This is a genomic window from Novosphingobium sp. MD-1, assembly GCF_001014975.1.
Classification (GTDB): domain Bacteria; phylum Pseudomonadota; class Alphaproteobacteria; order Sphingomonadales; family Sphingomonadaceae; genus Novosphingobium.
In genome coordinates this window covers 406412-427316 of the sequence record NZ_BBXA01000033.1, presented here as the reverse complement: position 1 = coordinate 427316, position 20905 = coordinate 406412, and the positions used below count along the sequence as shown (strand labels likewise).

The window sequence follows — 20905 nt, the reverse complement described above, 5'->3', positions numbered from 1 at the left end:
GCCATGCTGTCGCTCGCCAATGTGCGCTCGGCGGGCGGGGCCGCCAGCTACTTTGCCAAGGACAATTACTACGCCCGCGCCGACGCCGATCGGTCCGGGTTATGGGTTGGCAAGGGGGCCGAACGGCTGGGCCTGTCAGGGACGGTCGAAGCCCGGGCCTTCGAGGCGATCCTGCGCGGTGAGCTGCCCGGTGGCGGGCGGATCGGGCGCGAAGGAGCGGACCACCGTGCGGGCACCGATCTCACCTTCTCGCTCCCCAAAAGCTGGTCGCTGCTGGCTCTCGTCGGCAAGGACGAGCGCATCATCTCGGCGTACCGGGAAGCGGTGATCGAGACGCTGAAGTGGGCAGAGAAGAACGCGGCGTTCTTGCGCGTCGAGCGAGCCGGCAAGGAACGCCAGGTCCAAACCGACAACCTGACCGTGGCCCTGTTCCAGCACGACACCAACCGCAACCAGGAGCCCAATCTCCACTTCCACGCCGTGGTCGCCAACATGACCCAGGCTCCTGACGGGACCTGGAAGGCGCTGCGCAATGACCGGCTGTGGCAGCTCAATACCCTGCTCAACGCCATGACCATGGCGCGCTTCCGGGTCGAGGTGGAGAAGCTCGGCTACCGCATTGGGGCGGTCGGCAAGCATGGCAACTTCGAAGCCGCCGGGATCAGCCGCGAGGCGGTCATGGCCTTCTCGACGCGGCGGCAGGAGGTGCTCGAAGCGCGGCGCGGCAGCGGGCTCGAGGCGGGGCTGATCGCGACCTTGGCGACGCGCTCGGCCAAGCCGCACGATGTCGATCGCGGCGCCTTGCTGTCCCGCTGGGAGGAGCAGTGCTGGGGCATGGGCATGGATCTTGTCGGCATGGTGCGCGATGCCCGCGAGCGGTCGGCCGTCATGGCGATTGCCGCGCAGCGGCAGGAACAGGACCGCCCCACGATCGCCCAGCGCGGCAGGGTCATGGTCCTCGAACTGGCCGAGCGTCTGGGGATCAAGGCGGGCGATCCCCTGGTCCCTGCACGCATCCATCTGCGGCCCGCGCAGGAGATCGCCGCGGCCCATGCCGTGGCCTCCGCCGTGCGGCACCTGTCGGAGCGGGAGGCCGCGTTCAAGGCGACTGACCTCGCCAAAGCGGCGCTCGACTTCGGCCTGCCCACGACCATGCCGCTGATCGAGAAACGCATCGCGCAGCTGGCCGATCAGGGAGCGCTCAGCAAAGGGCGTGGGGCTATGCAGGGCTGGCTCACCACGACCGAAGCTGCAGCACTGGAGGCCCGCCTGCTGGCCGAGATCGAGCGGGGCAAAGGCGCAGTTCCCCCGATCCAGTCGAGTGAAGCGGCAGGGGCGCAATTGCAGGCGTCGGCCAACCTCAACTTCGGCATGACGCTCAACCCCGGGCAGGAAGCAGCCGGGCGCATGATCCTCTCCTCGGCCAACCGCGTGGTCGCCGTGCAGGGCGTGGCCGGCGCCGGCAAATCGAGTCTGCTGCGCCCCGTCGCGCAGATCCTCGGCGAGCACGGCAAGCAGGTCGTGGGGCTCGGCGTGCAGAACACCTTGGTGCGCATGCTGGAACGCGAGACCGGCATTCCCTCGATGACCTTGCACCGCTTCCTGGGACAGAATCGGGGGCTCCTTGAGGGGGCCGCGAGCAAGGCCGAGCTGGCGGCAGCGCGGTCAGCCTATCGCGATACCGTGCTGGTCCTCGACGAGGCCTCGATGGTCTCGACTCGCGATTCTGACCGGCTGGTCCGGCTCGCCAACCTGCTTGAGGTCGATCGGCTGGTGCTGATGGGTGACCCGAAGCAACTGGGCGCGGTCGAGGCGGGCAAGCCCTTTGCCCTGGCGCTCGCGGCCGGCACCGAGACCGCCCGGATGGAGACCAACCTCAGGGCGCGCTCGGAGACCTTGCGGCGGGCCCAGGCGGCGGCGCAGCAGGGCCGCACGGGCGAGGCCATAGAGCATCTCAAGGACCACATCGTCGAGGTCAGCGAGAACGGCGCGGTGGTTGCCGCCGAGCGCTGGCTCTCGCTGTCGCCGGCCGAGCGCGAGCGGACCGGGATCTACGTCTCGGGCCGGCAGCTGCGCGATGAGGTGAACCGGGCGGTGCAGACCGGCCTTGCCACCAACGGCGAGATCGGTCCGGAGAGCCGCAATCTCACGGTCCTCTCGCGGGTCAATGGCACGCGCGAGGAGCTGCGCCAAACCGCAACCTACGAGCCGGGCATGGTGCTGGAGCTGACTACCCGGCAGACGCGCCAGCACCTTGGCAAAGGGCGGTATGACATTGTCCAGGTGGACGCGGGCAAGGGGCAGGTAACGCTGCGGGACGCCCATGGCCGCAGCCATACCTTCACGCCCTCACGTCTTGGCACCACCGGAGACAATCAGGCCATCCAGCTGCACGAACGCAAGCCCCTCACGCTCTACACCGGCGACACCATCCGCTGGACCGCCAACGATCACCAGCGCGGGCTGATCAATGCCGACCGGGCGACCATCGCGGCCATCACGCAGGAGGGGGTGACCGTGCGAACATCGAGCGGCTTGGAGCATGCACTCAAGTCCGATGATCCGATGCTGCAACGGATTGACCTTGCCTATGCGCTCAATGCCCACATGGCGCAGGGACTGACCAGCGACAAAGGCATCGCGGTGATGGACAGCCGAGCCAGGAAGCTGCTCTCCGCCCGCAACTTCCTCGTGACCATCACCCGCCTGCGTGACGAGCTCACCCTGATCGTGGACAACCGCGACCAGGTCGAGGTCGGCATCGGTCGCAATCCCGGGGACAAGACCTCGGCGCTGGAGGTAACCCAGCGGCTGGGTGCGGCGGCTGCCAAGGGCCAGGCTGCCGGCAAGGCGGCGGAGCCAGAGCGGCATACCGAGTTGGAACGCACGATCGAGCGCGTGAAGCCTTTCGAGATCGGACTGTGACGCAAGGTCCGTCCTAACGGCTGGGCCAGCCGAGCATCTTCGCTGGCGCCGGAAAGATCCCCAGCAGCATCGCGCCCCACGCTTCCGCGATCTCCCGGCGCCGCGTGAGGTAGGCAGCGCGGTTGTAGGCGCCTTCCGAGCCCGAGATGCCCTCCGGGATATGCGCCAGCATCAGGTCGATGACATGGCGATCCCCCGGCGTACCGCCGCGCTCGGCCCATTCGTTCATGATGGTCGAGAACGAGGCCCGCCAGCCATGCGGCACGTGGCGGCCCTGATAGCCGCAGCGGTTGTAGAAGTAGCTCAGTGTGTTCTCGCTCATCGGCACCCGCGCATTGCGGTTGCTGGGGAACACGAGCGGCCCGCGTCCGGTCAGCGCACGCACCGCGCGGAGTACGGCCACGGCCTCGGCCGACAGCGGCACCAGGTGCTCGAAGCCTTCGTCGTGCTTGAGCTCAAGCATCAGCTTCATCCGGGTGGCAGGCACCCGCCATAGCGCATCGGAGCAGGGCGCCTCGCTGGTCCAGTCCACGTGCTCGATCTCGGTCCAGGGCAGCGCGCGAATCATCCCGGGGCGCTGGGCGGTCAGCGCCAGGAAGCGCGAGGCAAGCTTGGTCAGCGGTGAGGCCGGCTCGGCCTCGGTCTTGCGGATCATGTCATGCAGGGCCTCGAGCGAGACCAGCGCCGGGCGCTTGCGGGCGCGCGGCACGGGCCTCAGCGCCTTGGTCACCACGCCCGCCGGATCGCGGGCTGCTGCGCCCTCGGCGATCGCATGGACAAACACCGCCGAGATCCGCTGGCGCACCCGGTGCGCGGTCTCGATCGCGCCGCGCTGCTCGATCTTGCGCAAGACCGACAGCACCAGCGGCTCATCGATCTCGCGGATGGGTAGCTTGCCGATCCAGGGGAACACCTCCTTCTCGAGGCTGCCAATGACATCGCCCGCATGGACCCGCGTCCAGCGGCTCTCCTGTAGATCATACCAGCCCCGCGCCAGCGCCTCGAAGGTGTTGCCGGCCGCCACCGCGCGCTCGACCTTGGCCTTTTGCGCCTCAAGCCCGGGATCGCGGCCTTCGGCCAGCATCTTGCGTGCTTCGATCTTCCGGTCACGCGCCGCCTTCAGGGGCAGATCGGGGTAGCTGCCCAGAACGAGCCGCCGTTCCTTGCCGGCAAACCGGTACTTCAAGCGCCAGCTGCGATGGCCGGACTTGGTCACATAGAGGTAGAGGCCCTCGGAATCGGCGAGCTTGTAATCCTTGTCCCTGGCCTTGGCATTCTTGATGGCGAGTTCTGTGAGCATGGATGCCCCCGGATGTGCGATTCAGTGCCCCCACAAACGCCCCCGGATGGGTGCGGATGCATCGGGATTGATCGAAACAAATCAGGAACAATACTGACCGCAAAACGCCCAAAACGCAAGGAAAATAGGACTTTAGGGGAGCCTTGCAGATCATAGGGTGGCGGAGACGGAGGGATTCGAACCCTCGGTACCGGATTTACCAGTACGACGGTTTAGCAAACCGTTGGTTTCAGCCACTCACCCACGTCTCCGGATCGCAGCGGCGAGGGCGGCCTATAGCGGCGGTTCACCAAGGCGGCAAGGGGGGACCGGCGGCCGCCTGCAATTCCTGAACCGGAAGGTGGAAAAGCGGCAACCGTCGCCTGTTTTCGTCGGTCCGGCGTATTTCCGACTCGACTCATCGCCCGTTCATTGTCGCGGAGCGACGACTGGATTCTGTGCTTGAAGGTTGACCGTGGCGGCTGCGGCCGGGGGCCGGGCATAAACAGGATCGGGATGGACGTATGAATATCTACCGCCGGATTATGCAGGCCGCCGCCGGGCTGGCGCTTGTCGCGGGGCAAGCCGCAGTGGCGCAGGTGCAGACGATCGATCCCAATTCGGCGATCGACGGCGATTTGTCGCACGGCACCGCAGCGGCGCGTGCCACCCCGGTCACGCCGTCTTCGGGAACCTATGCCACGCCCGTCGGGCAAGAGGTGGGCACCACGCCGGCCCTGCCAGCCCCGTCCACCGTGCCGGCACCGGCGTCCGATCCGTCTTTGCCCGCGACGACGACCGCGGCGCCCGTGCCGCCGCCGGCCAGCGCGCAGGCCGCGCCGGGCAACACCTATCACGAAGACGATCTTATCGGCGCAGCGGAAGGCGTGTTCGGCAAGGGCGCCAAGGGGCTGGCGCTGATGATCCGCGATATTCTGGGCAAGCAGGGCGAACCCAACGGGTACATTACCGGACGCGAGGCCGGCGGGGCGCTGGTGGTCGGCCTGCGGTACGGGTCGGGCACGTTGCACCACAAGGTGGAGGGCGAACGGCCGGTCTACTGGACAGGTCCGTCGATCGGCTTCGATGCCGGCGCCAATGCCGGCAACACGTTCGTGCTGGTTTACAACCTGTACGACAGCGAGGATCTCTATCACCGCTTCGGCGCGGGCGAGGGGCAGGCTTACCTCGTCGGCGGGTTCAACGTCAGCTATCTGCGCCGGGGCGATGTGGTGCTGATTCCGGTGCGCATGGGCGTTGGCCTGCGGCTGGGCGTGAACGCCGGTTACATGAAGTTCTCGCACAAGCAGAACTGGCTGCCGTTCTGACGCGGGTCCGGCGGGGCGCCTGACCGGAAACGGCCTGCGAGCCGGGCGGGCTCCTCTTTGGTCGACAAATCAGGCCAAAGGCCAAATCAGGGGTTGCCCCGAAGGCATAGCGGCGGCATGGAGCCGCCGCGTTTTCCGCAGCTTTCAGGACACACCCCATGCTCGAAAATCTTGCTCCCCAGCCCGCCGATGCATTGCTTGCGCTGATCAAGCTGCACAATGCCGATCCGCGCGCGGACAAGATCGATCTGGGCGTGGGTGTCTATCGCACGTCCGATGGCGCGACTCCGGTTTTCGCGGCGATCAAGGCCGCCGAGAAGCGGCTGCTCGATACGCAGGATTCCAAGGCCTATCTCGGCCCTGAAGGCGACATGGGCTTCGTCCATGCGCTGATCCCCTATGTTTTCGGCGCGGACTTCGATCGTGCGCGGGTGGAAGGCATGCAGGCGCCCGGCGGCACCGGCGCGGTGCGGCTGGCGGTGGAAGTGGCCAAGCGCGCCGGCATCAAGCGCCTGTGGATGGGCACGCCTTCGTGGCCCAACCACGCCCAGATCGTGAACGCGATCGGCCTAGAACTGAAGACTTTCCCGCACATGACCGCCGATGGCGCGGCCGATCTCGATGCGCTCAAGGCGGCGCTGGCACACGCGGAACCGGGCGACGCCGTGCTGCTGCACGGTTGCTGCCACAACCCCACCGGCGTCGACTATACCGATGCGCAGTGGGACGAGATCGCGCCGCTGCTGCAGGCACAGGGCGTGCTGCCGATCCTTGATCTGGCCTACCAGGGCCTTGGCGCGGGCATGGAGGCCGATGCCTATGGTCTGCGCAAGGTGCTGGCGACGGTGCCGGAAGCGCTGGTGGCCTACAGCTGCGACAAGAACTTCGGCCTTTACCGCGATCGCGTCGGCGCGTTCTATGCGGTGACGTCGGATGCCGATGCGCTGGCCAAGGCGATGTCGAACGGCGCGACGATCGCGCGGGCAAGCTGGTCGATGCCGCCGGATCACGGCGCGGCCGCCGTGCGGCTGGTGCTGGAAGATGCCGAGCTGACGAAGCTGTGGCTCGCCGAACTTGACGAGATGCGCGACCGGATGCGCTGGGTGCGCGATCGCCTCGCCGCCGCGCAACAGGTCGGCACGGTCAACATGGCGCCGCTCGGCACGCAGCACGGGCTGTTCTCGATGCTGCCGCTCAACGGCGAGCAGATCCTGGCCATCCGCGAAAAGCATGGCGTGTACATGGCCGGTTCCGGGCGCATCAACATTGCCGGGCTGACCAATGGCAATATCGAGAAGTTCATCGAAGCGCTCGGTGATGTCGCGGCCTGACCCGGCCGGGACGGAGCTGTTCGACCGGCAGGCGGTGCTGGAGGGGGAACGCATCCTTCTGCGCCCCTACCGGCCCGAAGACTACGAAGCGCTATACGCCGTCGCGTCCGATCCGCTGATCTGGGAAGTGCATCCGGCGCATGACCGGTGGCAGGAGCCGGTGTTTCGCGCCTTCATGGCCGATGCGGTGGAGAAGGGCGGAACGCTCGTCGCTATGGACCGGGCGAGCGGGGAGATCGTCGGCTCCTCCCGCTTTCAGGGACTGGACGCGGCGCGTTCGCAAGTCGAGATCGGCTGGACCTTTCTGGCGCGCAAATGCTGGGGCGGGGCGTACAATCGCGAGATGAAGCGGCTGATGCTGGCGCAGGCCTTCACCGGCGTGCAGCGCGTGGTATTCCATATCGGTGCGGACAACATCCGCTCACGCAAGGCCTGCGAGGCGATCGGCGGCCGGCTGACGGACGCGACCGACGTGGTCGAGCGCGGCGGCGCGATGGTGCTGCACGTGATCTACGAGATCACCCGCGATAGCTTCGCCAGCGGTCCGCTGGCCTGAATGCCCGGCCGTGCCGTGAAAGGCAGGCGCCGGCTGCGGTCGCTCGCGATCCGCCTGGGCATCGTGGCCCTTGGCGCGGGGTGTGCCGTGCCGCTTCATGCGGAGGATGCGCCGTGGTCGGCGCGTGCCCGAACGGTGGCGGCCTATCTGGACCAGCAATGGGGCCAGCCCGCGGGCTGGGGCGCAAGCGAACCCTGGCAGCGGTTCGTGATCGTGGACGCGCTGATCGATTACGAACGGCGCACGGGCGATCGCGCGTGGCGCGAGCGGGTGGATGCCGCCGTGCGCAACAGGGCCGGCCTTGCGCTCAACGATGATGCGCTGTGGGCGGTGATCGCCAGCGTTCACGCGTGGAACGGCGATCACGATCCGGCGTTGCTCGACTATGCCAGCGATACCTATCGCCGGCTCGTCACGACCTATTGGGATGATCGTTGCCAGGGCGGGCTATGGTGGGACCCCGCGCGATCGTACAAGAACGCCATCACCAACGAACTGCTGCTCTATGCCTCCACGCAATTGTATCTGGCGACCGGACAACAGGCGTATCGCGAGTGGGCCTTGCGCATCTGGTCCTGGATCAGCCAGTCGTCGATGATCGGACGCGACGGGCTGGTCAATGATGGCCTGAACGCCTCCTGTCGCAACAACGGGCAACCCTATTTCACTTACAACCAGGGCGTGCTGATCGGTGGGCTGACCGATCTGACCACGATCACCGGCGATCCGGCCTATCGCGATCTCGCGGTGCGAACGGCCCTCACGGCGACGCGCCTGCTCTCCACGCCCGGCGGCATTCTGCGCGAACCGGTTCCCTCGATCGGTTCGGACGGCTTCATGTTCAAGGGCGTGTTCGCTTATCATCTGGGCCATCTGCTCGACGACATGCCGGCCGGCCCGGACCATGTGGAACTGCTGCGCTGGAGCCAGGCCAATGCCGAAGTCGTATGGCAAGCCAGCGACGCCGGCATGCGCGCGATCGGAAGCGACTGGTCCGATCCCGCGTCGGCAGCCGGTGCGGCGTCGCAGGTATCCGGCCTCAACATCCTGCTGGTGGCAGGCGCTTCCGCTGATCCCGGCGGCCCCCACCTTTGAGAACGCGTTGACAAGTCACCGCTTCGCAACACACTGACGCTTCGATCCGGCGGTCAGGCCAGCCGGTGTTCGCGGACCGATGCGGCGGAGATGGCATGAGCGAGGACAGTCAGGATGCCGGATTGACCGGATGGAAGATCGACCAGCTCGATTTTCCGACGTTCCGTATCAGTCTTCTGGCCAAGATCATGGATCGCGTCACGATCCGCACCCTCTCGCAGCAGACCGATCTGTCCTATGCCCAATGGCGCGTGCTTGCCCGGCTGGGTTTGATGCCGGGCGGCGGCACGGTGCGCGATATCGCGACGCTTGCCTGGGTCGATCGTGCGGAGGTCAGCCGCGCGGTGAGCGCGCTCGAAGAGTTGGGGCTGGTGGCGCGCAAGGATAACCCCCGCGATGGGCGCGCGCCGATCCTGACGCTGACGGCGGAGGGCGAACGGGTCTATCGCGATGTGCTGGGCAAGCGCACCGCGTTCCATGAACACCTTCTGGAAGACCTTTCGACGGAGGAAAGGGCCACGCTGGACGCCCTGCTCGTCCGCATCGGAGACCGTTTGCTGGGCGAATTCGACAAGGCATGAATGCCGGGCCGGCGGATGGCGCGGAGTCTAGGGTGATCCGCGTGCATCATCCTAGACAGTTGGAGAATAATTGCTTGACGATTGTCTAATTGCATGAAAACCTCCCCAACAAATTCGATAAGCATAACGTGATTGCGACAGGGCAATGGGGAGCTGGCCATGCGGCGTAGCGACGGTCGTGTTTCGGGTTTGTGGTGGCGCGCGGGGGCCTTGCTGGGGTCGACCGCGCTGGCGGGAACAGGGCTGGCGGGAAGCGGGGTTGCGTACGCGCAGCAGGCGGCGGACCCCAACCAGCCGGTCGATATCGTGGTTACGGCCACCAAGCGCAGCGAACGCCTGCAGGACGTGCCGATAAGCATCCAGGCGCTCGGCAATACCGAGCTGGACCAGCGCCAGGTGCAGAGCTTCGACGATTACGCGAAGCTGCTTCCCAGCGTCAGCTTCCAGTCGTTCGGTCCCAGCCAGAGCCAGATCTACTTCCGTGGCGTGACCAGCGGTGGTGACGGGCTGCACGGCGGCTCCGCCCCGGCGAGCGGTCTCTATCTCGATGAAGTGCCGCTGACCACGATCGCCAACAACGTCGATTTCCATGTCTATGACATCGAGCGGGTCGAGGCGTTGTCCGGCCCGCAAGGCACGCTTTACGGCGCAAGTTCGCTTTCAGGCACGCTTCGCCTGATTACCAATAAGCCCGATGCGTCAAAGTTTTCAGCCGGTTATGACCTTGATCTCAACAAGTTCGGCAAGGGCGCGGTGGGCGGCACCGCCGAAGCGTTCGTCAACATCCCGCTGGGCGAGCGTGCGGCGATCCGTCTGGTCGGCTTCTACGAGCATGACGGCGGCTATATCGACAACACGCCGGCGACGCGGACCTACACTCTGAACGATGATGACCCGACGACCAACGTCACCATCAACAACGCGAAGTATGTCAAGAAGGACTTCAACGACGTCGATACCTGGGGCGGCCGAGCCGCGCTGAAGATTGATCTGGACGATGACTGGACGGTGATGCCGGGCATTACCTATCAGCGTCAGGTCGCGCACGGAGCCTTCCTCTACGATCCGCGTGCCGGCGACCTGCAGGTTCACGATTTCACGCCCGATCTCAACAAGGATAGCTGGTATCAGGCCGCGCTGACCATCGAGGGCAAGCTCTCTGACTGGGACGTGACCTATGCCGGCGGCTATTTCGAACGCCATACCAGCAACCAGACCGACTACAGCTATTACACCGTCGCCTATGACGGCGGCTCGCATCAGGGCGGCTTCTATTACACTTATTTCCCGACAGGGAACGGCGGCTTCCTCGATCCCACGACCTACCAGGTACTGGCCGATCGCTATACCAAGATGACGCACGAACTGCGCATTTCCTCTCCCGCCAAGGAGCCGTTGCGGTTGACGGCCGGCCTGTTCTTCGAACGGCAGACCGACTACATTGAGGCGGATTATATCATTCCCGGCATCTCGCAGATCCCGCAGGACGGGTTCTTTTATCCCAAGCCGATTCCGGGGTTCGGGGATTCGACGTTCCGGACGCGCACCAACCGCGTGGACCGAGATTACGCCGCCTTTGCCGATGTCGCGTGGGACATTGTGCCCAACCTGACACTCGACGTCGGCATCCGGGGTTTCATCACCAAGAACACGCAGATCGGCTTTTCGGGCTTTGCCTTCAATGCCGCAGATCCGAATTGCGTGCCGACGACCTCAACCGACCGGCCCTGTACCAACATCAACGGCAAGTTCGTCGATTCCGGGGAGACGCACAAAGCCACGCTTTCGTGGAAGTTCGCGCCGAACAAGATGGTCTATGCCACCTATTCCACGGGCTATCGCCCCGGTGGCCTCAACCGCAGGACCGGTATCCTGCCCTACAAGTCCGATACGCTCGACAACTTCGAGATCGGCTGGAAGACAAGCTGGTTCGATCGCAAGCTGACGATCGGCGGGGCCGTGTTCATCGAGAAGTGGAAGAAGCTGCAGTTCGGCCTCAGTCCGGTCGGGCAGGCGGGCGTCACCAACATCTACAACGCCGGCGACGCGCGCGTGCACGGGATCGAGGGCAACTTCGACTGGCGGATGGGCGGATTCCAGCTTTCCGGTTCGGGGACGTATGTCGATGCCAAGCTGACCACGGACTTCTGCCAGTTCGATGCGGCCGGCAACAGCGTGTGCGTGCCGGGCGTTGTGCCGGCGGCGGCGCGGGGCACGCGCCTGCCGATCCAGCCGAAGTTCAAGGGATCGGCCACCGCGCGCTACAACTTCCGGCTGGGTTCGATCGACGCCTACGTACAGGGATCGGTGCTGCATCAGAGCAATTCGCGGACGTTCCTGACCGATGCCGAATATGCGGCGGTCGGGCCGACGCCGGCCTTCACCACGGCGGATTTCGCGGTGGGCGGGCAACTGGGCGACATGACGTTCCAGATATACATCCAGAACGCCTTCGACGCGCGCGGGGAACTGAGCCGCAACACGGCCTGCGCGCCGTCGTTCTGCGGGGCTTACTACCGTGTCTATCCGGTGAAACCGCAACTGTTCGGGATCAAGTTCGGACACCACTTCTGACGGAGGGGGATGGCGGCCGTTCTCTCGATCCGTCGAGGGGCGGTCGCTAACTCGCCGGCATCTCCACCGCATCCCAGCGGTCCAGCAGCCATTGCCTGACATAGGCAGCATGCGAGCGGTCCACATATAGGCGGACGGTTTCGTCCCGCCACACCGCCGTCACGCGCAGCGCGGCGAAGCGCGTCACGCGCGAGCACAGACCGGAGCCGGGCCGGTCATGGTCGAGCCGTGCGGCCACACCCGATCCCGAAAGCGTGAAGGAGACCAGCCCGGCGCCGGCGTCGCCCACCAGCGCGGACTTGCCCGCCCCGGCCTGTTCCAGCGCCGGCAGGAGCGCGCCGGGCGTTTCGATCAGGAAGTCATGCGGCCCTTGCCAGATCAGCAGGGCGCCGCCGGCTTGCGTGGCAACGGGCACGGTCGGTGCGGGAAGCGGCGCTTCCAGCACGGCGGTGATCGCGCGCGTCAGCGCGGAATCGCGGTCCGGATCGAACGTAAGCCGGGCGAGAGCGGGCATACTATCGACGTGAAAATGCACGGCCTCCGTGGCCACCGGTTCAGACATGGAGCCGGGCTCCTTCGGGATCGAGGAAGCGCGGCGCCACCACGCGCGCCCGGAAAGCGCGCCCTTCCGACCAGATATCGACCATTTCCCCGTGGCGCTGGCGCCCGTCGGCGAGCAGTCCCAGCGCGATTGCGCGGTCCAGCGTGGGGCTGAAGCAACTGCTGGTGACGAAGCCCTGGCTGGGATGCGGCGAGCCGCCCACGACATGGGCGCCCACGGGCAACGGTTCCTGCCGCTCCAGCGGCTCCAGGCCGACAAGTTGGCGGCGGCCGGTCTTGCTGGCGGACGGATGGAGCAGCGAACGCTTGCCGAGGTAATCGCCTTCGCGCTGGCCGGGCTTGCCCCAGCCGATGTCGGCCGGGATCGTCGCGCCGTCGGTATCCGTGCCGACGTGGATGAAGCCCTTTTCGATGCGCAGGATGTCGAGCGCCTCCAGACCGAACGGCACCATGCCGAACGCCTGCCCGGCTTCCCACAGACGGTCGGCCAGCATTCCGGCCTGTGGCGCGGCGATCGCGATCTCGTAGCTGAGTTCGCCGGTGAAGCTGACCCGCTGGATGCGGACACGGTGGCCATCGAGCGTGGCTTCGGCGACGGACAGGTGCGGGAAATCGGCCGAGGCCGGGGGAAGGGCGCAGCCCGCCGCGCGCACCACGTCGCGCGCCTTCGGCCCCGCGACGGTCAGCACCGCCCATTCCTCGGTCACGTCGCGCGTCACCAGATCGAGCGGCCACTGGCACTGGTGCCAGTCCTCGATCCAGCCGCGCACGCGCGCGGCATGGCCGCTGCTGGCGTTGAGCAGGAAGTGATCGTCGGCCAGGCGGGCGATCACGCCATCGTCGAGTAGCACGCCGAGCTCGTCGCACAGCAGGTTGTAGCGCGCGCGCCCGACCGGAATCGTGCTGGGGCGGCCGAGCGAGATCAGGTCGAGGAAGCGGCCGGCCTCCGGCCCTTTCAGCTCGATCTTGCCGAACGAGGAACTGTCCATGATGCCCACGTTGCCGCGCACGGCCAGCGCCTCGCGCCGGGCCGCCGCTCCCATGCTTTCGCCGGCAGGGGGGTAGTGCGACGGGCGCAAATGGCCGAAATCCTCGAATACGGCCCCCTGCGCGACATGCCAGTCGTGCGCCGGCAGGAGCTGCCACGGGCGGAACAGCGCGCCGTTGGGGCGGTCGGCGGCCAGCGCGGCGATGGCGACCGGCGCGAAGGGCGGGCGGTATTTCGTGGTGCCCAGCGCCGCCGGATCGTCACCCCGCAACTGCGCCAGCGCGGCAACGCCGTTGGTGCTGCTGAGCCGCCCCTGGTCCACGCCCATGCCCCACACGGTGTAACGCTTGACGTGTTCGACCGAGCGATAGTTCTCGCGCGTGGCCTGTTCGAGATCGGCCAGCGTCACGTCGGTCTGCAGATCCACGAACACGCGCTTGGGGTTGTCGCCCGGCGGCAAGGGCGGCGCGGGCGGGCCGGCGAGGGGAAGGGGGGCGGTGGGCGCGTCCCCTCGCGCGGCGGCAAGCCATCTGGCGCGCCCGCTGGCCACCGCTTCGTCAAGATCGCGCAGGCCGGCGGCAAGGCCGCAGACGTGCGTGGGTTGCGCGGCCTTGTCGGGCACGAAGCCGCCCAGCGCGGGATCGTGGCGCGTGCGGCCGCCGGACTGGCTGAACAGCTGGACCGCCGGCGACCACCCGCCTGAAACGGCGATCAGGTCGCAGCCGATCCGCTGCGCTCCGTCCGGCCCATCGATCACCGCGCCACGCACGCGCGACCATCCCCGGGCGGCGCACACGTGGCTGCCGGCATGGACGGGTATCCCGCGCGCGCGCGCCTGCTCTGCCAGCGGCGGCGCGGGACGCAGATCGACGATTGCCCGGACGGCAAGGCCCGCCTCCTGCGCGGCGAAAGCCGCCGCATAGGCGGCGTCCTCGGCGGTCGCGAACAGCACGGCCTTGCCCGGCGCCACGCCATAGCGCGCGATATACGTCTGTACCGCACTCGCCAGCATCACGCCGGGGAGATCGTTGTTGGCGAACAGCATGGGCCGCTCGAATGCGCCGGTCGCGATCACCACCTGCGCGGCGCGCAGCTTCCACAGCCGCTGCCGCAAAGCGCCGGTGTCGATCTCTTCCACGGCGGTCACGAAGTTGGCGTCGTAATAGCCGAGCGCGGTGGTGCGGGTGAGGGCCTCCACGCCCGGCGGCAAGGGGCCGGACAGGCGCGTGTCGGCTTCCACCAGCAGGACCTTGGCGCCCGCCGCATGGGCCGCTTCGGCGGCCGCGAGGCCCGCCGGCCCGCCACCGATGACCAGCACGTCCGCATGGCGTTCGCGCGCTTCGTAGCGGTCCGGATCGGGCAGCGCCGGGGCGGTGCCGAAGCCGGCCGCGCGGCGGATGAACGGTTCGAACCAGTGCCAGTTCGGCCAGATGAAGGTCTTGTAGTAGAATCCCGCGCTCAGCAGCGCGGCCAGCCGGTCGTTGAGCCGGCCCAGGTCGAAGCGCGTGGAGGGCCAGCCGGTGGGGCTGGACGCCACCAGCCCTTCGCGCAGCGGGACCAGCGTGGCCGGCATGTTGGGCGTCAGCGCCGCGCCTTCGCCCAGCTGCACCAGCGCATTGGTTTCGGCAAACCCCGTGCCGATCACGCCGCGCGGGCGATGGTACTTGAAGCCGCGCCCGACGATCGACACGCCGTTGGCAAGCAGCGCCGAGGCCAGCGTATCGCCGGCAAAGCCCTGCAGCGTGCGCCCGTTGTAGCGGAAGGTCAGCGGCTGGCTGCGGTCGATCCCGTCGCCGCCCCGGGGAAGCCGGAACCCGCTCATGCCACGCCGTCCGGCCGGGGCGCATCGGGGCGATAGGTGGCGAGAATGCGGTGGCTCACCGTGTCGCGCAGCGCGTGGAACCAGCGCCGGCAGCCGAAGCTGTGGACCCAGCGTTCGGCCAGCACGCCCTTGGGGTTGGTGTGGAAGAACAGATAGGCCGCCCAGTCCTCGGGCGAGACCTGCTCGGGCGGTTCGGGCCGGTCGATATGGGCATCGCCACCGTTGACGAACTCGTCCTCGTCGCGCGGGCCGCACCAGGGGCAATCGATCCGCAGCATCAGTGGGCGATCCCGGCGGCGGCGGCTTCGTCGACGAGCGCGAGATCGCGGAAGCGGTCGAGCGAGAAGGCGCGGATCAACGGGTGCGGATCGCCGGTGGCGACGGTGTGGGCGAACGTCTCGCCGCTTGCGGGAATGGCCTTGAACCCGCCACCGCCCCAGCCGCTGTTCAGGAACAGGCCCGGCACCGGGCTTTTGCCCAGCACCGGCGAACTGTCATAGGCGTAATCGACGATGCCGGCCCATTGGCGCAGCAGCCGCACGCGGCTGAACGACGGGATCAGCTCGATCAGCGAGGCCAGCGCCGCTTCCATCGTCGGCAGGTTGCCGCGCTGGGCATAGGAGGCATAGGCATCGGCGTTGCCGCCGATCACCAGCCCGCCCTTGTCGGACTGGCTGACATAGACCCCCAGCACGTTGGACGAGGCGATGGTATGCAGCACCGGTTTCAACGGCTCCGACACGAACGCCTGCAGGGCATAGCTGCGCAGCGGCAGGCGGAAGCCCGCCATGTCGGCCAGCACGCTGGAATGCCCGGCGACGGCGACGCCCACGCGCCCCGCGCCGATCAGACCGCGCGTGGTTTCCACGCCGGTCACCGCGCCGCTGACGGGATCGCGGCGGATGCCGGTGACCGCGCACTGCTGGATGATATCGACGCCCAGCCGGTCGGCGGCGCGGGCATAGCCCCAGACCACCGCATCATGCCGCACGGTGCCCGCGCGGCCCTGCCACATTCCGCCCAGGATGGGATAGCGCGCATCCGGCCGGGTGTTGAGGATCGGGCAGCGCGCATAGCATTCCTCGCGCGAGAGCATCCGCATGTCCACGCCGTTCAGCGCCATGGCGTTGACCAGCCGGCGCTGGAAATCCAGTTCGTGCCGGCTGTGCGCGACCACCAGCTGCCCGCGCTGGCTGAACATGATGTTGAAGTTCAGCTCGCGCGAAAGGCCCTCGTAGAGGCTGACCGAGTGGTCGAAGAAGGCCGCGCTTTCGGGATAGTAGTAATCCGAACGGACGATCGTGGTGTTGCGGCCGGTATTGCCGCCGCCGATCCAGCCCGCTTCCAGCACGGCCACGTTGGTGATGCCGTGCTGTTTGGCCAGGTAATAGGCGGTGGCCAGCCCGTGGCCCCCGCCGCCCACGATCACCACGTCATAGGCCGCGCGCGGTTCGGGCGAGCGCCAGGCTTCCGGCCAGTGCCGGTTGCCGGTCAGCGCGTGGCGCGCGATCGCGAGGGCCGAATAGCGGCCTTTCATCCGGGCCGGTGCCCGCCCTGGCGATCGGCGACATAGCGGCGGATGTCGAGGCTGTAGTCCTCGATCGGCGAATAGTAGCCGTGCGTGTGGACCCCGGCGGCAATGCCGGACTGGACGCGCTCACACACCGCCCAATCCTGCCGGTTGACCAGATCCCAGAAATCGACCGCGTCGGAGGGATCGAAACCGGCACGCGCCATCTCGTCGGGATGGAACAGGAAGCGGCATTCGATCACGGTCCGATCGGCTGCGACGGGCCAGAGCACGAAGGCGGCGGCATGGTCCATCGAAACGCTGAGCATCACGTTGGGGTAGAGCAGTTCCCCCTTGTGGCGGACCTGCTCTTCTTCCGAAAGGCCGGGGAAGGGCGCGCGCGTGGTGGTGCCGCTGGCGGTATAGGTGACCGCGCCCGGGCGGTGCGGGATGCCCGCTTCCCAGTCCAGATCGATGCCGCCGCGTTCGCGGAACGCCGGCACCACGTCGCACAGTTCGGGGTGGACGGCCGGGCAATGGTAGCACTCGTTGTAGTTCTCGAGCACGATCTTCCAGTTCGCGGCCACCTCGTAACGAATGGTGTGGCCGGTGCGCAGGTCCGCCAGCGGATAGTTGGCCAGCCGGCGCGATGCGGTGACAACGCCGGCCGCGAAATCCGGCGCGGTGTCCGGCTTCAGGTTCACGAACACGAAGCCGCCCCACGTGGAAACACCCACGGGATAGAGCGCGTAGTCCGCCTTGTTGAAGCCGGGCGCGTCCTGAAGATGCGGTGCGGCCAGCAGCCGGCCGTCCAGCCCATAGGACCAGCCGTGATAGGGGCAGCGGATCATGTTGCGCGCGATCACCCCGGCGTCGAGCGTCACGCCCCAGCGCGCATCGTTCCCCGCATCGCACAGCCGCGCGCCACGATGCCGACAGACGTTGTAGTGCGCGTGAAGCGCGCCATCGCGGCCGCGCACCAGCAGGATGTTCTCGCCCGCCACGTCGAGTACGAGGTGCGATCCGGCTTCGGGCAGGTCTTCCTCGCGCGCGGCGCAGAACCATTCGCGCGCGAAGATCGTCTCCTTGTCCAGGGCGAAGGCTTCGGGCGTGAGATAGGCGGCGCTGTCGAGCGAGCGTTCCATCGTGGCGTCCCCCTGCGGCTGGCTCATGATCGTCGATTCCCCGCTGTCGTTATTAGACACTTGCCTCATAAAATTCTTTCGGGCAAGCCATGTGTCGATGGCATCGCGGGAAGGGTGCCGACGCAACGCACCAAGGGGCGCAACGCACATGGCCACGCAGGACCGGATATACGATGCCATCGTCGTGGGCGGCGGCCATAACGGACTGACCGCGGCCGCCTATCTCGCGCGAGCCGGGCGGTCGGTGCTGGTGGTGGAACGGCGGCCGATCGTCGGCGGCGCCTGCGTGACCGAGGAGGTGATTCCCGGCCACCGCGTGTCGTTCACCTCCTACATCGCCTCGATGCTGATGCCCACGGTCATCCGCGATCTCGATCTGGGATCGCATGGCCTGCGCATGGTCGCCTGCGATCCGATCCTGACGGTGCCGCTGGGCGATGGTCAGATCATCCGCTGGTGGGCCGACCCCGAACGCACGGCGCGGGAAATCGCTCGCTTTTCTGCCAGCGACGGCGCGGCGTTTCTGGAAGTTGACCGCAAACTCAAGGCATTGGCCGCCTATCTTCAACCGTTCTTTCTCGAACCGCCGCCGGATCTGGCGGCCAAGGGGCTGGACAAGCTGCGCGAAGGCTTGCGTCTGGCCCGGCGCTTCCGCAAGATCAACGGCGTCGAGATGGGGGAGATGGTCACTTTCCTCACCGGATCGCTCGGCGATTTCCTCGACCGCCATTTCGAGGCGGAGGAGACCAAGCGGATGATCCTGGCCAACAGCGTCTATGGCAAGCACGGCGGCCCTTACGAGCCGGGTTCGGCCGTGGGGATGCTGTTCCACCTGCTGTCAGGCGGCGATCACAGTGTGCAGGGCTTCAACGGGCACGTCATGGGCGGCATGGGCGCGATCACCGGCGCCATCGCGGCGGCGGCGCGCGGCTTCGGCGCGGACATCCTGACCGATGCGCCGGTCGCCCGGATCGACGTCGAACAGGGCCGCGCGACGGGCGTGACGCTGGCGGACGGCCGCTCCTTCCGGGCCGATGTGGTGCTGTCGAACGCCGATCCCAAGCGCACGTTCCTGGGCCTGGTCGATGCCGCACACCTGCCGGCGGATTTCCGCGCCGACATTGCCGCGATCAAGATGGGCGGCCCGGCGGCCAAGCTCAACCTGGCGCTTTCGGGGGAGCCGACCGTGATCGGCCGCGCCCCCGATGCCTCGCCGCTGGAACGGTCGCTGCTGTCGATCGCGCCGACGCTGGAAGGCGCGCAGCGCTGCGCCGACATCGCCCGCTTCGGCGACATTCCCGAACACCTGTGGATCGATTGCGTGATCCCCAGTCTGGTCGACGACAGCCTGTGCCCGCCGGGCCACCACATGATGACCTGCTTTATCCAGTTCGTGCCCTACAAGCTGCGCGAAGGGACGTGGGACGATCATCGCGAGGCCTTCGCGGATTCGATCATCCGCCAGATCACCCGGCACATGCCCGATCTGCCCGAGAAGATCATCGGCCGCACCGTGCTCACCCCGCTTGACCTCGAGCGGACCTATGGCCTGACCGAAGGCAATATCTTCCACGGCGATCTGCATCCCGGCGCGCTCTTCTCGATGCGTCCGGTGCCGCGCTGGTCGCAATACCGGACGCCGGTGGACGGGCTTTACCTCTGCGGGGCCGGCGCGCATCCCGGCGGCGGGGTGACCGGGGCGCCGGGGCACAACGCGGCGATGCAGGTCCTGCGGGACCGCAAGCGGCGGCGCCAACGCTGATGGCGGGCGGCGCGCACAACCCACCCAAGGTGATGGGTGTCGCGGACCTCGCGCTGTTCTATATCGTTACCGGCGTCAGCCTGCGCTGGATCGCCACGGCGGCGGCGATGGGGCCAAGCTCCATCGTGGTGTGGCTGGGCGCGTTGCTGGGCTTCTATTTCCCGCTGGTCATGGCGGTGGTGGAGCTTTCCTCACGCTATCCGCAAGAAGGCGGGCTCTATGTCTGGACCCGGCAGGCGTTCGGTCCGTTCGCCGGCTTCATGGCGGGCTGGAGCTACTTCACCTCGAACCTGCCCTACTTCCCCAGCGTGTTCTATTTCGATGCCGGCAACGCGCTCTATATCGGGGGTGACCGGCTGCTGCACTTGCACAACAGCCCCCTGTTCTTCGTCGGCTTCTCGCTGATCGCGCTGGCGTTCATCACCTGGCTCAACATCGTGGGCCTGAAATTCGGCAAGTGGCTGCACAACATGGGGGCGATCGGCATGTGGCTGCCGGTGCTGATGGTGATCGGCCTCGCCGCAGTGGTGGGCTGGCGCTTCGGCCCGGTGACATCGTTTCCCGCTGCCTCTCTGGTGCCGACGTTCGACGTGCAGCACATGATCTTCTGGGCGGCGATTGCCTTCGCTTTGTCGGGCGCGGAAACCGCCTCGTTCATGAGCGGCGAGATCAAGGACCCGCGCCGCACGATCCCGCGCGCGCTGCCGATCGCCGGGCTGGTGATCGTCGGCTGCTACATCCTCGGCACCGTCGCGGTGCTGGTGCTGATGCCGGCGGGCCAGGTCAGCAGCCTGCAAGGGCTGGTGCAGGCTGGCGCGGCGGGGGCAGAGCGGCTGGGCGTGGGCTGGATTGTCGTGCCGCTGGCGCTGCTCATTACCATCGGCAATCTGGGGGCGGCCAGCGGCTTCCTTTCCGCCTGCGCGCGCATTCCCTTCGCGGTGGGCATCGACCGGATGCTGCCCCCCGTCTTCGCCCGCGTTCACCCGCGCTGGGGCACGCCTTACGTGGCGCTGTTGCTGCAAGGCGGGCTGGGGGCGGTGTTCTGTATTCTGGGGCAGGCGGGAACGGGCGTGAAGGGCGCTTACGACGTGCTGGTCAGCATGGGCATCATCGCCGCGTTCCTGCCGTTCATGGGCGTGTTCCTCTCGGTGATCCGGCTGCAGCGCGAACCGGCCGGTCCCGAGGTGACGCGCCTGCCCGGTGGCAAGGCGACCTCGATCGCGGTGGCCTCCATCGGCCTTGCCACCACGCTGGTCGCGCTGGTGCTGGCCGCCTTTCCGGCACCGGACGAGCCCGACAAGCTGCTGGCGGTGATCAAGATCGCGGGCATGACGGCGGTTCTCCTGGGCACGGGCGCGCTGATCTACGGCCTCGGCAAGCGCAGCGCCCGCCGTGCGGAAGGCTTCCCCGATGCGGTCGATGCGCCTATCTCCTGAAGCGATCGTGCC

The 20905-nt window shown here is 67.3% G+C and carries 15 protein-coding genes and 1 tRNA gene; 9 read left to right on the top strand and 7 right to left on the bottom strand.

The genetic code is table 11. The annotated features are described in order from the left end of the window. Positions 1-3 precede the first annotated feature (3 nt). Entirely contained in the window at positions 4-2925 is a 2922-nt protein-coding gene (mobF, locus tag NMD1_RS19665) for a MobF family relaxase (RefSeq protein WP_125956708.1), read from the top strand. Between the two features lie 13 nt (positions 2926-2938). On the opposite strand, the gene NMD1_RS19660 is transcribed toward mobF, so the two are convergent. Together NMD1_RS19660 and NMD1_RS19655 are read right to left on the bottom strand one after the other, a co-directional pair. After that, positions 2939-4225 (bottom strand): integrase arm-type DNA-binding domain-containing protein, encoded by a 1287-nt coding sequence (locus NMD1_RS19660; RefSeq protein WP_125956706.1) that lies wholly within the window; start codon positions 4223-4225, stop codon positions 2939-2941. Between the two features lie 158 nt (positions 4226-4383). Further along, a tRNA-Ser gene (locus NMD1_RS19655) sits at positions 4384-4476 on the bottom strand. Positions 4477-4728: 252 nt separating this feature from the next. On the opposite strand from NMD1_RS19655, the gene NMD1_RS19650 reads away from it, so the two are divergent. The 6 genes from NMD1_RS19650 (at position 4729) to NMD1_RS19625 (ending at position 11669) form a co-directional block, all read left to right on the top strand. Beyond that, positions 4729-5532 carry a DUF1134 domain-containing protein gene (locus NMD1_RS19650; RefSeq protein ID WP_125956704.1) on the top strand — a complete coding sequence of 268 codons (804 nt, stop codon included), beginning with the start codon at positions 4729-4731 and terminating at the stop codon, positions 5530-5532. Positions 5533-5690: 158 nt separating this feature from the next. Beyond that, the gene (locus NMD1_RS19645) at positions 5691-6863 is read left to right on the top strand and encodes an amino acid aminotransferase (RefSeq protein ID WP_125956702.1); all 1173 of its coding nucleotides are present in this window, start codon (positions 5691-5693) and stop codon (positions 6861-6863) included. Further along, the gene (locus tag NMD1_RS19640; protein ID WP_125956700.1) at positions 6850-7419 is read left to right on the top strand and encodes a GNAT family N-acetyltransferase; all 570 of its coding nucleotides are present in this window, start codon (positions 6850-6852) and stop codon (positions 7417-7419) included. The genes NMD1_RS19645 and NMD1_RS19640 overlap by 14 nt, the downstream gene beginning before the upstream one ends. A 15-nt stretch (positions 7420-7434) precedes the next feature. Continuing rightward, a complete protein-coding gene (locus NMD1_RS19635; protein ID WP_233497840.1) occupies positions 7435-8514 on the top strand; it encodes a glycoside hydrolase family 76 protein in 1080 nt (359 codons plus the stop codon). Between the two features lie 95 nt (positions 8515-8609). Beyond that, on the top strand, positions 8610-9095 hold the full coding sequence (locus NMD1_RS19630; RefSeq protein WP_124808382.1) for a MarR family winged helix-turn-helix transcriptional regulator: 486 nt from the start codon (positions 8610-8612) through the stop codon (positions 9093-9095). Positions 9096-9254: 159 nt separating this feature from the next. After that, on the top strand, positions 9255-11669 hold the full coding sequence (locus NMD1_RS19625; RefSeq protein ID WP_125956696.1) for a TonB-dependent receptor: 2415 nt from the start codon (positions 9255-9257) through the stop codon (positions 11667-11669). A 46-nt stretch (positions 11670-11715) separates the two neighbouring features. On the opposite strand, the gene NMD1_RS19620 is transcribed toward NMD1_RS19625, so the two are convergent. From NMD1_RS19620 to NMD1_RS19600, 5 genes are read right to left on the bottom strand one after another with little or no spacing between them, the layout of a single operon-like run. Then, positions 11716-12231, bottom strand: coding sequence for a hypothetical protein (locus NMD1_RS19620; protein ID WP_125956694.1), 516 nt, complete (start codon positions 12229-12231; stop codon positions 11716-11718). Next, on the bottom strand, positions 12224-15040 hold the full coding sequence (locus NMD1_RS19615; RefSeq protein ID WP_125956692.1) for a 2Fe-2S iron-sulfur cluster-binding protein: 2817 nt from the start codon (positions 15038-15040) through the stop codon (positions 12224-12226). Before NMD1_RS19615 ends, NMD1_RS19620 begins: the two co-directional genes overlap by 8 nt. After that, entirely contained in the window at positions 15037-15318 is a 282-nt protein-coding gene (locus NMD1_RS19610) for a sarcosine oxidase subunit delta (RefSeq protein ID WP_124808386.1), read from the bottom strand. Before NMD1_RS19610 ends, NMD1_RS19615 begins: the two co-directional genes overlap by 4 nt. Continuing rightward, the gene (locus NMD1_RS19605) at positions 15318-16577 is read right to left on the bottom strand and encodes a sarcosine oxidase subunit beta family protein (protein ID WP_124808387.1); all 1260 of its coding nucleotides are present in this window, start codon (positions 16575-16577) and stop codon (positions 15318-15320) included. Before NMD1_RS19605 ends, NMD1_RS19610 begins: the two co-directional genes overlap by 1 nt. Then, positions 16574-17722, bottom strand: a complete 1149-nt coding sequence (locus NMD1_RS19600; RefSeq protein WP_199558167.1) for an aromatic ring-hydroxylating dioxygenase subunit alpha — start codon at positions 17720-17722, stop codon at positions 16574-16576. Before NMD1_RS19600 ends, NMD1_RS19605 begins: the two co-directional genes overlap by 4 nt. 121 nt (positions 17723-17843) lie before the next feature. Between NMD1_RS19600 and NMD1_RS19595 the strand changes: the two genes are divergently transcribed. Both NMD1_RS19595 and NMD1_RS19590 read left to right on the top strand, forming a co-directional pair. Then, complete coding sequence (locus tag NMD1_RS19595; protein ID WP_158454023.1) at positions 17844-19457, top strand: NAD(P)/FAD-dependent oxidoreductase; 1614 nt, start codon at positions 17844-17846, stop codon at positions 19455-19457. Next, complete coding sequence (locus NMD1_RS19590) at positions 19457-20893, top strand: APC family permease (protein ID WP_125956686.1); 1437 nt, start codon at positions 19457-19459, stop codon at positions 20891-20893. The genes NMD1_RS19595 and NMD1_RS19590 overlap by 1 nt, the downstream gene beginning before the upstream one ends. Positions 20894-20905: the final 12 nt, after the last annotated feature.

Bases quoted from the DNA above. Each gene is read 5' to 3' on its own strand.
- mobF (WP_125956708.1), top strand. From the start codon at position 4: ATGCTGTCGCTCGCCAATGTGCGCTCGGCGGGCGGGGCCGCCAGCTAC.
- NMD1_RS19660 (WP_125956706.1), bottom strand. From the start codon at position 4,225: ATGCTCACAGAACTCGCCATCAAGAATGCCAAGGCCAGGGACAAGGAT.
- NMD1_RS19650 (WP_125956704.1), top strand. From the start codon at position 4,729: ATGAATATCTACCGCCGGATTATGCAGGCCGCCGCCGGGCTGGCGCTT.
- NMD1_RS19645 (WP_125956702.1), top strand. From the start codon at position 5,691: ATGCTCGAAAATCTTGCTCCCCAGCCCGCCGATGCATTGCTTGCGCTG.
- NMD1_RS19640 (WP_125956700.1), top strand. From the start codon at position 6,850: ATGTCGCGGCCTGACCCGGCCGGGACGGAGCTGTTCGACCGGCAGGCG.
- NMD1_RS19630 (WP_124808382.1), top strand. From the start codon at position 8,610: ATGAGCGAGGACAGTCAGGATGCCGGATTGACCGGATGGAAGATCGAC.
- NMD1_RS19625 (WP_125956696.1), top strand. From the start codon at position 9,255: ATGCGGCGTAGCGACGGTCGTGTTTCGGGTTTGTGGTGGCGCGCGGGG.
- NMD1_RS19620 (WP_125956694.1), bottom strand. From the start codon at position 12,231: ATGTCTGAACCGGTGGCCACGGAGGCCGTGCATTTTCACGTCGATAGT.
- NMD1_RS19615 (WP_125956692.1), bottom strand. From the start codon at position 15,040: ATGAGCGGGTTCCGGCTTCCCCGGGGCGGCGACGGGATCGACCGCAGC.
- NMD1_RS19610 (WP_124808386.1), bottom strand. From the start codon at position 15,318: ATGCTGCGGATCGATTGCCCCTGGTGCGGCCCGCGCGACGAGGACGAG.
- NMD1_RS19605 (WP_124808387.1), bottom strand. From the start codon at position 16,577: ATGAAAGGCCGCTATTCGGCCCTCGCGATCGCGCGCCACGCGCTGACC.
- NMD1_RS19600 (WP_199558167.1), bottom strand. From the start codon at position 17,722: ATGAGCCAGCCGCAGGGGGACGCCACGATGGAACGCTCGCTCGACAGC.
- NMD1_RS19595 (WP_158454023.1), top strand. From the start codon at position 17,844: ATGGCCACGCAGGACCGGATATACGATGCCATCGTCGTGGGCGGCGGC.
- NMD1_RS19590 (WP_125956686.1), top strand. From the start codon at position 19,457: ATGGCGGGCGGCGCGCACAACCCACCCAAGGTGATGGGTGTCGCGGAC.